The sequence below is a fragment of the Frondihabitans sp. Leaf304 genome (assembly GCF_001423105.1).
Taxonomy (GTDB): domain Bacteria; phylum Actinomycetota; class Actinomycetes; order Actinomycetales; family Microbacteriaceae; genus Frondihabitans.
In genome coordinates this window covers 1,530,129-1,543,156 of record NZ_LMNV01000002.1, presented here as the reverse complement: position 1 = coordinate 1,543,156, position 13,028 = coordinate 1,530,129, and the positions used below count along the sequence as shown (strand labels likewise).

15 protein-coding genes are annotated in these 13,028 nt (G+C 65.6%); 6 read left to right on the top strand and 9 right to left on the bottom strand.

What is annotated here, in order from left to right; all coding sequences use genetic code 11:
• Nucleotides 1-187: 187 nt before the first annotated feature.
• Nucleotides 188-673 carry a hypothetical protein gene (locus tag ASF54_RS16335; protein ID WP_157510055.1) on the top strand — a complete coding sequence of 162 codons (486 nt, stop codon included), beginning with the start codon at nt 188-190 and terminating at the stop codon, nt 671-673.
• A 43-nt stretch (nt 674-716) separates the two neighbouring features.
• Here ASF54_RS16335 and ASF54_RS06860 read toward each other — a convergent pair whose 3' ends face one another.
• The 3 genes from ASF54_RS06860 to ASF54_RS16990 all read right to left on the bottom strand — a co-directional run bounded on the left by ASF54_RS06860 (nt 717) and on the right by ASF54_RS16990 (nt 3,823).
• On the bottom strand, nt 717-1,091 hold the full coding sequence (locus tag ASF54_RS06860; protein ID WP_055960252.1) for a VOC family protein: 375 nt from the start codon (nt 1,089-1,091) through the stop codon (nt 717-719).
• 96 nt (nt 1,092-1,187) lie between these two features.
• Nucleotides 1,188-1,883: a helix-turn-helix transcriptional regulator gene (locus tag ASF54_RS06855; protein WP_055960248.1), complete on the bottom strand. Its 696-nt coding sequence runs from the start codon at nt 1,881-1,883 to the stop codon at nt 1,188-1,190.
• 98 nt (nt 1,884-1,981) lie between these two features.
• Complete coding sequence (locus tag ASF54_RS16990) at nt 1,982-3,823, bottom strand: acid phosphatase (RefSeq protein ID WP_326934328.1); 1,842 nt, start codon at nt 3,821-3,823, stop codon at nt 1,982-1,984.
• Between the two features lie 141 nt (nt 3,824-3,964).
• On the opposite strand from ASF54_RS16990, the gene ASF54_RS06845 reads away from it, so the two are divergent.
• Entirely contained in the window at nt 3,965-4,552 is a 588-nt protein-coding gene (locus ASF54_RS06845) for a DUF1349 domain-containing protein (RefSeq protein ID WP_055960245.1), read from the top strand.
• Nucleotides 4,553-4,681: 129 nt separating this feature from the next.
• On the opposite strand, the gene ASF54_RS06840 is transcribed toward ASF54_RS06845, so the two are convergent.
• Both ASF54_RS06840 and ASF54_RS06830 read right to left on the bottom strand, forming a co-directional pair.
• The gene (locus tag ASF54_RS06840; RefSeq protein ID WP_157510054.1) at nt 4,682-5,353 is read right to left on the bottom strand and encodes a hypothetical protein; all 672 of its coding nucleotides are present in this window, start codon (nt 5,351-5,353) and stop codon (nt 4,682-4,684) included.
• Nucleotides 5,354-6,583: 1,230 nt separating this feature from the next.
• Nucleotides 6,584-7,264: an NADPH-dependent F420 reductase gene (locus tag ASF54_RS06830; RefSeq protein WP_268760994.1), complete on the bottom strand. Its 681-nt coding sequence runs from the start codon at nt 7,262-7,264 to the stop codon at nt 6,584-6,586.
• Between the two features lie 290 nt (nt 7,265-7,554).
• Here ASF54_RS06830 and ASF54_RS06825 point away from each other — a divergent pair, with 290 nt between their 5' ends.
• Nucleotides 7,555-8,247, top strand: coding sequence for a transglycosylase family protein (locus ASF54_RS06825; protein ID WP_055960234.1), 693 nt, complete (start codon nt 7,555-7,557; stop codon nt 8,245-8,247).
• Nucleotides 8,248-8,352: 105 nt separating this feature from the next.
• On the opposite strand, the gene ASF54_RS06820 is transcribed toward ASF54_RS06825, so the two are convergent.
• The 3 genes from ASF54_RS06820 to ASF54_RS16645 form a co-directional block, all read right to left on the bottom strand.
• On the bottom strand, nt 8,353-8,571 hold the full coding sequence (locus ASF54_RS06820; RefSeq protein WP_055960231.1) for a hypothetical protein: 219 nt from the start codon (nt 8,569-8,571) through the stop codon (nt 8,353-8,355).
• A gap of 120 nt (nt 8,572-8,691) precedes the next feature.
• The gene (locus ASF54_RS16650) at nt 8,692-9,078 is read right to left on the bottom strand and encodes a type II toxin-antitoxin system VapC family toxin (protein ID WP_055960228.1); all 387 of its coding nucleotides are present in this window, start codon (nt 9,076-9,078) and stop codon (nt 8,692-8,694) included.
• Complete coding sequence (locus tag ASF54_RS16645; RefSeq protein WP_055960226.1) at nt 9,075-9,344, bottom strand: hypothetical protein; 270 nt, start codon at nt 9,342-9,344, stop codon at nt 9,075-9,077. Before ASF54_RS16645 ends, ASF54_RS16650 begins: the two co-directional genes overlap by 4 nt.
• Nucleotides 9,345-9,429: 85 nt before the next feature.
• Here ASF54_RS16645 and ASF54_RS06805 point away from each other — a divergent pair, with 85 nt between their 5' ends.
• Nucleotides 9,430-9,726: a putative quinol monooxygenase gene (locus tag ASF54_RS06805; RefSeq protein ID WP_055960224.1), complete on the top strand. Its 297-nt coding sequence runs from the start codon at nt 9,430-9,432 to the stop codon at nt 9,724-9,726.
• A gap of 203 nt (nt 9,727-9,929) precedes the next feature.
• Entirely contained in the window at nt 9,930-11,141 is a 1,212-nt protein-coding gene (locus tag ASF54_RS06800; RefSeq protein WP_055960221.1) for a GAF domain-containing protein, read from the top strand.
• A gap of 209 nt (nt 11,142-11,350) precedes the next feature.
• Here ASF54_RS06800 and ASF54_RS06795 read toward each other — a convergent pair whose 3' ends face one another.
• Complete coding sequence (locus ASF54_RS06795) at nt 11,351-12,247, bottom strand: SDR family oxidoreductase (RefSeq protein WP_055960218.1); 897 nt, start codon at nt 12,245-12,247, stop codon at nt 11,351-11,353.
• Nucleotides 12,248-12,359: 112 nt separating this feature from the next.
• On the opposite strand from ASF54_RS06795, the gene ASF54_RS06790 reads away from it, so the two are divergent.
• A complete protein-coding gene (locus ASF54_RS06790) occupies nt 12,360-12,929 on the top strand; it encodes a TetR family transcriptional regulator (RefSeq protein ID WP_055960215.1) in 570 nt (189 codons plus the stop codon).
• The last annotated feature ends 99 nt before the right edge of the window (nt 12,930-13,028 follow it).

Genomic DNA, 13,028 nt, shown 5'->3' with positions numbered 1-13,028 from the left:
GAGCAAGACGTCCTCCACCGGCTCGATTCGTAGCGGGCCGTCCCTACGGAGAGCGACCCGGTGGACGACGGGATCGGTGCCCCAAAGCGTCATGAAGTCGTCCAAACGCGGGGTGCGTTCGTTATCCACAAGCCAGACGTGTTCTCCAGCTCGCTCCACCCACGCCCGGTTAGTCTCCGAATGCGTCGTGCACCTCCCACTTGAGTGCGTCGCCTACAGCGATGCTCGATCCGTTCCGGATGTGCTCATCCCGAAGCCCGTTCTGTTGGCCGGGCACGGTACGGCCGCGGCGCATGAATTTCTCAAACCAATTCTCCCCATGAGTCATGGTCCGAGCCTATGTCGCGTCTCGCTAGCCGATCTGCTGCTGCGGCCGAGGGCACTAGTAGCTCTTGTTGTTGGTTGGACGAGGTTTGATGATTTGTTCATGCGTAATGCGGGCAAAGATCAGGATCCAATGGGTCAGCTGTTCAGCGCCAAAAACGGTGAGGTGGTTGCCCCCAAGAAACAGCGATCAGCCTTTCTCCTTCTCGGATTCCTGCTCCTCTTTGCGCTGATCTGTGCAGCGTTAGGCGCGATCATCATTGCGGGACTATGGCAAGGGCTCAACGACCTCTTCTACGGCTTCCTTAGGTCGATCTCGGACAGCATCCGTGAGGCTAACGGCGGCTAGCCTGCAAACCCGACTCATCAGCCGATCGGCTACCGGGCGCCCCTCAGATCCCGACGGGCTTGCTGAACAGGTTGACGACGTTTCCGTCGGGGTCGCGGACCAGCGCGGAGCGGTTGCCCCACGGCATCGTTGTCGGTTCAAGGACTACGTCCTCGGCCTTGAGCTGGAGGGCGGCGAAGTCGACGTCGACGTCCGCAACTTCGAACTCGATGAACACGGATCGGTTCGTCGCAGGGGTCAGTGCTCCGTCGAGCATCGCGACGGTGGCGGCACCGGCAATCGCGAGGTTCGCACCCGGGCCGCTGAACTGCGCGAACACGGGTGCGGGACGCTCCGCCCGTTGTCCGGTGACTCTCTCGTAGAAAGCAACGAGGTCGTCGACGTTGTCGGTGATGATGCGGATGGATGCGAACGGCATAAGTTCCTTCAGGGGTGTTGATGAGGTGAAGGCTTCAGCTTTATCGGTCTTCGCGACATCGTCCTGTCGGTGTTTCCGAACGTCTTGCGCCTCGGGTCAGTCGTCCACGACGGGCCGTAGCCGTCCGTAAGCTATCGAAAGGTCCTCGGATCGAAGGGTGCGCCGCGGGGGCCGCTCGTCGGTCACCTCGATCGAGAGCATCCGGTCTCCCCGAAACGCTCGCACGCCCTCGCGAAGTCGGCACCAGGCAATCAAGTACCACTGCCCGTCCTTTTCGATCGCCCCCAACGGTTCAACGCTTCGGGTGGAATCCGCACCGCTGGCGGCCTGGTATCGAAGCCTCACAACACGGTCGCTGCGAAGGGCCGCCGCAAACTCAGCCGGCACAACCGCGTCGTTCTCGCTCTCCAGGAAATGCACCCGTGAAGCGAGTCTTCTGGCACGTGACGCGTCCTCTTTCGGCATGACCGCCAGCATTTTTCGGGCAGCAGTGTGAGCAGCTTGCCGAAACGGACTGTGACCGAGCGTCGCGAGTCCGACCAGCACCGCAAGGGCCTCGTCCAACGTGAACCCGGCGGGGCCGAGCGTCGCTGACGCGTCGATGACGAACCCACCAGTCCGGCCAGGCTCGGCCCAGATCGGCAGACCCGATTGCTGCAGCGCGGAGAGGTCTCGCTCAATAGTGCGGACCGATACCTCGAACCGTTCCGCAAGGCGACGCGCGCTTCGCGGCCGCGGTGAGAACGCCCGCAACTCCTCCACGATGCCGTACAGACGATCAGTCCGATTCATTGACCCATCATCCGACAGATCTCTTTCTCTCCCACGTCGAATGGCTCCGCGCGTAGGCGGGCGGCTCTCTCGATCAGTAGCGCGCGACACTGTCCGCTTCAGGCTCGGTGGCCGTGACCGTGTTTCTTCGCGTTGGCGTTGATCAGGCGAAGTACCTTGCCGTGGCGTTCCAGCACGGGCTTGTACCCGGCGGGCAGGCCGGTGACGCGGACTGTGCGGAAGCTCGTTCCCTTCGCGATCCGGTCGGCCGCGATCAAGACGATGTCGTTCGCTACGGCCTTGCCCTTAGTGACATGCACCACCAGTTTCCCCCCGAGCGAGGCGGTGCCGGCAACGCGCAGGGCTGGCTTCGGCCCGTCGACGCCCAGCGAGAGTGTGGCGTGAGAGCGCTGCGTGAGGTTGCCGCCGATGTGAATCGTCTTCGTGCTTGCGTCGGCGAGGGTGCCGGAGACGGTCGTCACCGAACCTTTGCCGAGCGAGTCAGCGGCGTCCGCAGCCAAGGTTCCACCGCGGACGGTCGTGCCACCGGTGTAGCGGTTCGTGCCCGTGAGTGCGAGGGTGCCGGTGCCCCGCTTGGTCAGCGACCCGGTTCCGCCGATGTTGTTGCGCCAGGTATCGGCGGCGTCGAGGCCCTTTTCGGCGGCGTCCATCGAAACCGTTACCGCGCCGTCGAATGCGCCGTAGCCGGAAGCTGCCGAGAAGAGGTCGAGTCGTCCCCACCCTTCCGCGTCGTCGAGGAGCGGGTAGCCCGACGGCAGTGCGGTCGTTCGGAGCACTTCCCGAATCTGCTTGTCGCTGAGGTACGGCAGGCGGGTGCGCAGCAGCGCCTCAGCGCCCTTCGGGACTGTGGCGGGGATCGTCTTCCTGTCGGAGCGCTTGAACCCGTACGTCAAACGTTTGCGGTAGTCCGCCTTGTCCGCTGCGTAGTCGGCGTACTGATCGACCGCGGTCGGAGTGGCGGTCGCGAGCACCTTCTCCGCCTGCTGGTGTCCCTGTTGCTCGAGATCCATATTGGCCGGGTCGTTCAGGATCGCAGCCGCCAGCGCTGTCGACAGGACTCGTCCTCCCATGACGTCGAGCGGCGAGTGCATCCCTGCGACGATACGACTGTTACCGATCTCCGAGCCGTTGGTGAGGAGCTCGGTGTACTTCTCCGGGTACGCGTACGCGAACGCCAGCGTCGCCAGGTAGCCGGCGTTGGTGTGCCCGCTCGGGAACCCTCCGTCGGTCGCGGGTGTCGGGGATTCTTCGGGCACGAGCTCGGGGAGCACCTTTACATCGGAGCTCTGCCGATACGGCCGCGGGTACTGGTAGTACTTTTTCGCGTTGCTCGCAGAGGAGTAGTCACCCCGCAGTGTGTTCACCAGCTGCACGACGTCACCGAGCTCCGAGTCGACGTCAGCCCACGAGCCGTTGGCATTGCCCTGGTCGACGTACTGCTTAATCGTTGCGTCCGCCGGGATCTCGTCGGGGATTGTGGTGCCCGCGTTCGTCGCGGTCCTTACCGCGCCAGACAGGTCACCGAAGCCGGCGATGGCCGAGTAGCTCTGGTTGCGTCGGTCGATGAGGTACGCCTCGCGCCCCTGTGCATCCTTGCGGGTCTGTGTGATCTTTGCTGCCTGCGCGATGTTCGAGTCCAGGATCCGTTGCCCGGCGGCGTCGACAGCGACCCCGCTGTCCCATGTGGCCCCCGGACGCCATAGGTTCCCGAAGGGCGACAGCACCCCGATCGCGGCATTCGTCTCCGGTGTGGTGGCGGCAGGGGTGTTCGTCTTGTAGGTGTCGACGAAGTACCCGTAGGCGCCTGGACGCGGCGCGGTCCGCGGTGTCGCCGCGGAGGCTCCCACGGGAGCGATCAAGGAGGCGGTGCACGCCACTGCCAGGACGCCCAGCATCGTTCGGGCTCGACGTCTGGGAACAGCGATCGGGAACGGGCGCATGGCTTTCTCTCCATTCGAAGCGCGGTCACCCGGTGCGGCGACACGCAGAGAAATCGTGGCCGAGGCTCGTGAACCGGAAGTGGCACACGCGTGAACCGCTGTCGCCCTGTCCACTACCGAGACAGCCGCTACGTTGACGTCATGACAGACATTGACTGGAACTCCGGCACCTGGACGAACTCGCCCGCACGCGTCGTCGTCGCGGACGACGGGATGCACGTCACCGCTATCGAAGAGAGCGACGCCTGGCGCATCACTTCGTACGGCTTCGTGCACGACACCGAGCACGCCCTCCTGGAGCCGTTCGCCCCGGGCACCGCGATGGAGGTGTCGTTCCGTCTCGATTTCTCGGCGCAGTTCGACCAGGCCGGCATCTTCGTCAAGGTCGACGACAGCACCTGGATCAAAGCGGGCGTGGAACGAAGCGACGGCGAAGACAGCCTCGGCGCCGTGGTAACGCGCGGCGTCTCGGATTGGTCGCTCTCGCCCGTCCCCGGCTGGCACGGTCGCCTCGTCACCATTCGCGCCAGCCGCTCCGGAGACGCAGTGACCATCCGTGCCCGGGTCGACGACGAGCACTGGCGCCTCGTGCGGGTCGCACCCCTCGACCCCGACGCTTCGGTCACGGCAGGTCCGATGTGCTGCGCCCCGTCGCGGGATGACCTCACCGTCCACTTCACGTCCTGGCGGACCGGGCCCGCCGACACGAGCCTGCACCCGGCCGACTGACCGGCGGAAGCTCGCTGGGGGCTGCCCCTTTGGATTGCCGCGGCGGCAAACCAGGCAAGCCCCGTCGTACCACCCGCTAGCCGAGCGTCTCCGGCGACGAGGTCAGCGGCTTCGATGGCGATTTCGCTTCTACTCGCGCTTTCCAAGAGAGAATTTGTGCGCAACGGCCCGGGTCGCGTCGTTCGCAGCGTACTCATGCACGATCTCGGAGACGCGCCCAGCCACGGCGCTGTCGCAGGCTGCGAGGATCGCACGGTAACTGCGCAGCGACTCCAGTGACCGCGGAGATCCGTCGATCGCAAGCCAGGCACACATGATCGGGTAGTGCACGCCGCCCTCGGGCCACTGTGGCAGGCGGCCAGGGCGTTCGATGGACAGCTGGATGGCTTCCAAGAGGGCTGCATCAACCACGTGCCTGCTCACAATGTCGGATAACCGCTTGAGAGCACCGGGAACGCTGGTGTACCGGGCGATGTCGTTGTAGATCGAGCTAGCTTCAACAACGCGGTGACGGCGAAGCGCTTCGCGAAGAAAATACGGGGTCCAGGCGAGGTTATCTTCGCGGTCTAACCCGTCTAAGAGCGGCGTGTGCGCGACGGGTAGGTCTTTCTTACGAAAGATCTCTGGGATCACGAAGGGCCGGTCTCGTGCGACCAGGTGCAGTACCTCGTCGAGGTGATCGCGGCTGAGGCGCGCTCCCGCTTTATGGAGCGCAGAGGCGAGCTCTCTGTCGTAGAAGGGGTCGACCTTGTTGGGCTCAGGGTTCAGACGGAAATGGTCGAGCGTTACGAGAGGATCCACACGACCATTGTGCGGCGTCGCCAGGTTAAGACAGTGGCTGTCTGACACAATCTGGGCGGTCGCGTGAGCCGACTGTTAGTGCTCCCTCGCGCGAAGCGAAGCTGACGCGTGCCGAAGCGTGATGACGGGGTGGCACGGACCCGAACCGGTGCCACCCCGTCGTGAGTTGCCCTGAAGGGGTACAACCCGCTCCAGGAGGGGTACTCGACTGGAGTGGCGATAAATGTAGACCGGCCCGGGTTTCCTTGCCCGCATGTGTGTTGATTCCGAAGGAATTTCAGATCGAAGAGATGAGCGCCGACAGGGACAGAATGCGCAGTCATGCTCCTGACCGCCTTCGAGGAGCAACCATGGGCGTGCTGGTTGGTAACCGGCGAAGGTCACGGCTCGGGAGATTCCACTGATCCGGTTTCTTCTCGGGGATGGCCGCGGGTCTCCTCGCCCGGGCGAGGAGACCCGCACTCACATCCGCGCCAGCAGAGCTGCGGTGAGCGCGGCAAGTCAAAAAGCGCAGTCTCCCCGGGGCTTTTTGGGGGTTGTCGGAGGGTGGCCCAATAATGCTCACTAGGCGCCAATTCACGGTGGCGCCAGGGCCCTGATTCACGGCAGAGCCCACGAGTAAATGTTCCCTCAGGTGGTGCAGGCCGCCGGAATCGAGATGAACGATGTCATGTCTCCATGCCCTTGGCCACAGGGGGCGCACGCACGCACGAGTTTCCTTCGCCGTCTCGATGGTCGGCACCGCCGGCTCATCGAGGGCGGGTAACCGAACCGCGCGGGCTGTCTCGCTATGAGTCTCTATCTCGCTCATCCTGGAGCTACGCCGATTCGAATTGCGGCCTACCCCAAACGTCGCCGCCACTCCCTAGACACGACTGCCCCGGCAAGCCTCGACGCCCCTCTCGGTGCGCATTCTGTCTCGTCGCCTCAAGCGGACTTCACCTATACCGATTTTCTCGCGCTGCCGGCGCGTGACATCGGTGTCGCCTGAACGAAGCCCGGAGAGGAAGAGGGGCACGGGTGCGGATTGCTCCGCTCCCGTGCCCCTCTAGAGATGCCGATGTTGTTGCACAAAGCTTCACGGGCAGGGATGCAAGCAACACCGGCCAATGAAGACGTCGATTAACGCCTTCGACTCGATCGACGCTACTCGCCAAAGCGGAATCGCGACCGGGCTGCCGTGAACGGTGGCTCGATCGCGATTCCGCGGATCCTTGATGGTGCTCGGGGTTAGCGAGTGGCCTTGGCCAGGTTGTCGATGAGCTCCAGCTTGGTCTGAGCGATCACGTAGGCGGGCTGGTCGCGCTCGACACGCCAGCTGTCTTTCAGCGGGCCGACGTTGACGGTGTCGAAGCCGATCTCGTCGTAGAGCTTCTCGACCAGGGCGCTCGCGTCGTCGAAGTCGCTCGACGTGGCGAGTGCTCGGCGGTCGGGCGTGCCGGCGGGCTTGCCATCGGTCGTGATGTCGTCGGCCTTGATGTGGTTGAAGCCCTTGGCGACGCGGCTGGTCGGAAGGTGGCGCTGCAGCATCTCGCTGACGGTGTCTTTGCCCTCGTCCAGAGCTGCGATGTGACCGTCGCGCTCGAAGTAGTAGTTGTTTGTGTCGATGACGATTTTTCCGGCCAGCTCCTCGACGGGAACGGCCTCGTAGGCCTTAAGAGGAACGGTGACGACGACGAAGTCGCCAGCTGCACCGGCCTCCTTCGAGGTGGCGGCGGTGGCCTTCGGGCCGAGCTCTGCGACGAGGTCGCTGAGGGTCTCCGGTCCGCGAGAATTGCTGATCACGACGTCATACCCCGCAGTGATCGCCGCTCGTGCGACCTGGCTGCCGATAAAACCTGCTCCGATGATTCCGATTGTTGTCATGCGCAACCTAACCGCCTCCCGGCGCGCTTTAGTCCTTCCGGATATGGGAATTTGCTGAGACTGTCGACCCAGGGGATTCCCAGCGCCTCGGCTTGCTCCCCGCGACCCGGACGCCTAGGTTGGCTCGAGTCGTCCCGGAGCGGACGACGACTCCGGCCGATTATCGGCTCGGAGAGCATGCACGGCGCTGCACTACGCCACTCGGGCTGCCCAGCCTGCAGCCGCCGCCACCTGACCTCTATCGGCAGGGATGGGCAGTCGACCCCGATCCATGACGGACGGGGGCTCGGATCCTTCGGGGATCCCTCTGGCGTTCCCACGGAGCATTCAACGCAATGAGCAAAATTACTCGTCCCCGCACCCTCCTCGGCACCGCTGCGCTGATCGCGCTGACCGCTGGAGGCGTCGGGATCGCCGCAGCACCCGCAAACGCGGCCTCCACCTCGACCTGGGACGCCCTCGCCTCCTGCGAGTCGGGCGGAAACTGGGCTATCAACACCGGCAACGGCTACTCGGGCGGCCTGCAGTTCTCGCAGAGCACCTGGGCTGCCAACGGTGGAACCGGTTCGCCGGCCGCCGCTAGCAAGGCCACGCAGATCCAGGTCGCCGAACGCATCCTGGCCTCGCAGGGCTGGGGCGCCTGGCCGGCCTGCTCGGCGAAGCTGGGGCTCTCGGGCGCCTCCTCCGCTGCGGCTGCACCGGCTCCGGCCGCCACTGCAGCACCCGCGGCTCCTGCCGCGCCTGCAGCGCCGTCGACCCAGGCTGCACCCACCACCACCACACCGAGCACCAGCGGCTCGAGCTCGAGCACGTCAACCGCTGTCGCCGCACCCGCAACGCCGTCGATCCCGGCGGTCAAGGCCAGCAAGCGCGTCTACACCGTGAAGTCGGGCGACTCGCTGGCGAAGATCGCCAAGAAGCTCGACGTCAAGGGCGGCTGGATCAAGCTCGCCGGCGCGAACAAAGCGACCCGGTCGAACCCCGACCTGATCGTGCCCGGGCAGAAGCTGCACACGCCCAAGAAGTAGGTCTCGCCGACCTCGCTTCACGAGGTGGCCCGAACAACCGGAACCCCACAAGGATCCGGGCGTTCGGGCCATCTCGCGTTGCAGCGAGACTTTCAGCCCGTGCGGCTAGTGCCTGTGCTTCCAGAGATACGGCAGGAAGAAGCCGAGATTGGCACTCCCTCCCATCGACGACCGGATCATCACCTCGGTCTCGCGGTCGAAGGTCTCGGCCCCGCTGTCTTCAGCTGTTGTGGGCCCGTCGGGGGTGATGTACGAGCACTGCTCGATCAGCAGTCGTGTCTCGCGCTTCGCTTCGCGGACGAACCGCTTTGTGTCTCGATCCATGGGACTTCGTCGCCTCTCTGCGCCGTGTACCTGTAGGGCCTAGGCCCCCATCGCCGACTTCACTGTCGGCGATGTTTTATCGTACGTCTGCCGCGGCGGCAGGGGACGGACGCCGCGGTTTCATGCTCCGATGACCTCGAGCCCTCGGGTGCGGGCCTCGCGAGCCAGGGCCGTGTCAAAGGTGGCGAGCGTGGCCTGGTTCGTCAACGCGGTCAAGAGCACAAGGGAGTCGGGGAACTTGAGACGTGATTTCCAACGGAGTTCCGCGAGTGGGAGAGCTGATTCTTCTCCAACGGAGATGACGCGTACTCCTAAGCCGCGCAAAATTGAGGACGCCTCGTCGGCTCGTCCGCTTTGTGAGGGCCAGACCAGCGTTTCGGCGAGCGTTATCGAGCTGATCGACAGCTCGCCGAACTTCGCAGCATCGAATACTTCAACTGCGTCGGTGTGGTGGATGTCATCAGGATTGAGAAAAGCGATCACGACGCAGGCATCGAGGACGATCATTCTGGCCACTCCTCCTTGAGGAGCTGGGCGGCGTTTGGAGGGAAGACTCCGGTCATGGAGCCAGCCCCCGCGCGAATGAGTGCCCGCCGCTTCTCGATCGCGTCGACACGGTGCTTCTGCAGCTCGTCCGAGCCGAACTCGACGATGCGGCGTAGCAATGCCGCCCGGTCGTTCTGGATCTCGGGCCAGGTCGTCGCAGCGATGTCGATGGCCTGGGCGATGGCGGGGGTTTCGGTGATGGTGAACCGGTGCAGTGTCGTCGGCATGGCGGGAGTGTAGCACCGGATCCTTCGGTGTCGCACCGGGTTGTGAGCCGTCCTGAATGTCAGTCGGGGAGAGCATCATGGGGTCATGACTTTCACCGTGTTCTTAGAAATGACCGTCCGCCCCGACGCAGACGATGCCGCCGAGATCGCCCGCGAGGTGCTGTCGCAGACCGGCGCTCGTGAGGGCATCGAGAGCCTCGAGGTTCTCGTCGACGACGCCGATCCGCTGAAGTGGGTCGTCATCGAGAAGTGGGCAAGCGTCGAGGCGCGGAACGCCTATGTGGCTTGGCGCGCGTCTCCCGAGGGGGCTAACCGACTCGGCGACATCATGGCCACCCCGCCGGTCTTCCGTACCTTCGAGAGCACGGTGCCGCTCACCTGAGGGGCAGGCGGGGTGGCCCCCGCACTGGGTGGGGCTTAATGCGGACGAGACAATTAGTCTGGTCCGAACCACGCACTCATCATCGACGCGGTCGTCAACGGATCAGGGCGGCATAACCAGACGCGGCGACGGTGAGCCGAACCCACCACTCGGAGTCGCACATGTCTGTCTTTTCTCGACCCCTTCGCATTCAGCGCTACCGAATGTTAAGTTCTTCACCGGCCGTCTGCCGGCCCCGTGACGCCCCGCAGGGCCACGCGCACGGCGCCGATCCCGATCGGATCCTGCTCTTCGGCAACGGAGTCGCGACCGGCCGCGGCGTCGCGAGTCACGAGCTGGCGGTTCCTGGCCAGCTCGCCCGCGCGGTCAGCGCCCGCACGGGTCGTGGCGCCGACGTCGACGTGATCGCCGACGATCGACTCGACATCGAATCGGCGGCCGATGCTCTTGCCGGTCGCGACCTCGGGGGCTATGACGCGGTCGTGGTCACCGTCGGATTCAGCGACGCCTTCCGGCTGCTGCCCGCGCGGCGCTGGGAGGCAGGTGTTCGGGGCCTGCTCGAGATCCTCGACCGCGAGCTCTCGGTGGGTACCGATGTGGTCGTCATGGGGATCACGCCGCCCTCGGCGGTTCCGGAGTTCCGGGAGCGCCTCGGCGGCCCCGGCGACGATCGTGCCGCTCGCCTGAACACGCTGACCGCCGAAATCTGCGCCGAGAAGTCGACCGTGCACTTCGTCGAGGCTCCGGTCATGCGGGAGGAGCTCCTCGAGCACTCCGATCCGCTGACACTCGGGCTCGTTTCGCCGCTAGAAGCACAGGTCTCGCAGCATGGCGGGCACGCCCGGCGAACGTCGGCGTGGTTCCACGAATGGGCCGCAGCCCCCGCCGACGTCCTCGCCCCGCTGCTCGATGCGCAGAGTGCCTTCGACAATCCGGCGAGGCGATTCCGCAACCAGCCGCAGGCGGCGGCGCGTCGCCGGGCCGTCCTCTGGGAGATGCGCCTACTCGACTCTCCCGCCGAGAGTCGATTCGACGACATCGTGCGGCATGCGCAGTCCCTGTTCGGGGCGGCCGGTGCAGCCTTCAGCGTCATCGACGACTCTCGGCAGTGGAACAAGGCCGTCGCCGGTGCAGGAACCCGCGAGGTGCCGATCGAAGAATCGTTCTGCCGAGCCACGATCGGATCGTCGACCGCGCTCGTCGTCGCTGATGCCTGGAACGACGAGCGGGTTCCCGGCACCGATGCCATGATGCGCTTCTACGCGGGCTACCCGGTCGAAGCGGCCGACGGCACCCGCATCGGAGCCCTGTGCGTCTTCGATGAGCAGCCCCGATCTGCCGACAGTGTCGACGTCGCGCTCCTTCGCGACCTCGCGCTGGCGATCCAGCGCGAGTTGGAGCCGGTGCGCGCCTGAATCGGGGCGGTGTCGGCCTGGGTGGCCGGGCTGCCCGCGCGGTGAGCTTCACGCCTGCGATCCCCGCCTGCGCCGGGTCCGCGCCTGTTGTGGCCCGTCGGCGCGGCCCGCTTGCAAATTCGAAGGAGAAACCCGCGACGGCGGCCCCCGATCGGCATGTTTCCGTCAGCGCTGCGAGGTTTCTCCTTCAAATTTGCAAGGGCGGGGCCTCACACGGCGAAGTAGGCGCCCGCGGCGATGTCGTCGAGCAGCGTCGGGCCGGTCGGGGTCCAGCCGAGCAGCTCCTGCGTCAGCGTGCTCGACGACGCCATGTTCATTCCGAAGAACGTGCCGATGAATCCGAAGTGCGCCTGCGCGTCGGCCGGATCGATCGAGGTCACCGGCAGTCCGAGCCCGGCGCCGATGGCTTCGGCGATGGCCTTCGTCGAGACGCTCCCTTCGCCGACGGCGTGCAACAAGGATCCGGCCGGAGCCTTTTCAAGTCCCAGCCGAATCATGCGGGCCGCATCCCCGCGATGCACTGCGGCCCACCCGTTCGAGCCGTCGCCGACGTAGCCCGACACGCCCTTCTCGCGAGCCGCCGCCACGATGTACGAGATGAAGCCGTGGTCGTCCATGCCGTGCACGGTCGGCGAGAAGCGGAGGCTCATCGACTTCACGCCCATGTCGACGTAGTCGAGCGCGAGGTTCTCGGTCCCGCCGCGAGGGGCGTCGGGGCCGCTGAAGGGCGACGGGTCGAGCTCGGTGGAGGGGCGGTCCTGGGCCAGGCCCGCGACACCGGAGGCAACGAGGAACGGTGTGCCGGATCCTGCGAGGGTATCTCCAAGAGTCTCGACCGCGGCGCGCTCGGCCCGGTTGGATTCGGCCGGGTTGGACCAGTCGTGCTTGTTGGCGAGGTGCAGCACGGCATCGGCTTCGCTTGCTCCGCGGCGGAGGGAGTCGAGGTCGTCGAGGTCGCCGCGGAGGGCGGTCGCGCCCTTGGCACTCAGCGATTCGGCCGAGGCGTCGGAGCGGGCGAGGCCGACGACCTCGTAGTCGTGGGCGAGGAGCTCGTCGACGGCAGCGGAGCCGATCCAGCCGGAGGCGCCGGTGATGAATACGCGCATGGGATGACCTTTCGTATGAGTTGTGTCGGCGACTTGATGTCAGCGACAGACATCACCATACGCCTGATGTCGGTGACTGTCATCACCCTGTCGAATCCCGTATCATCGACCCATGGGCAGATGGGAGCCGGGCGGCAGCAGTCGTCTGCGCGAGGCGGCGTTGGAGCTGTTCCTCGAGCAGGGATTCGACGAAACGACCGCTGGCGAGATCGCGCAGCGGGTCGGGCTCAGCGAGCGCACGTTCTTCCGGCACTTCGGCGACAAGAAAGAAGTGCTCTTTGGCGGCTCGGAAGAGTTCCAGCGCGAGATGATCGCGGCCGTCGCCGACGCCCCCGGGGGCCCGTCGCCCCTCGGCGTCGTCGCGAGCGGCCTCGCCAAGGCGGCGCGGTTCTTTCCCGACGAAGCCCGCGACTACTCGCGGAAGCGCTGGCGGATCCTTGGCGAGAACCCGGCCCTGCAGGAGCGCGAGCTACTGAAGATGGCGGCCATCGCCTCGGGGATCGGCGCCGTGCTGCGCGACCGCGGTGTACCCGAGCCGGCCGCGACGCTCGCGGCCGAGTCGGGGATCACGGTGTTCCGGCTGGCGTTCGAGCGCTGGCTGGCGCCGGATGAGCACCGCCCGCTGGCCGAGATCGAGCGCGCCATGTTCGTCGAGCTCGGGGCCGTGGTCGCCGGATCCTGAGTTCCGGTCTCCTAGATCTCAGGTGCTGTGCGTGACTGCTGCCGAATTTGAAGGAGAAACCGCCGCTCGACCCCGCCCGATCGCGATAAATGCGTCGGG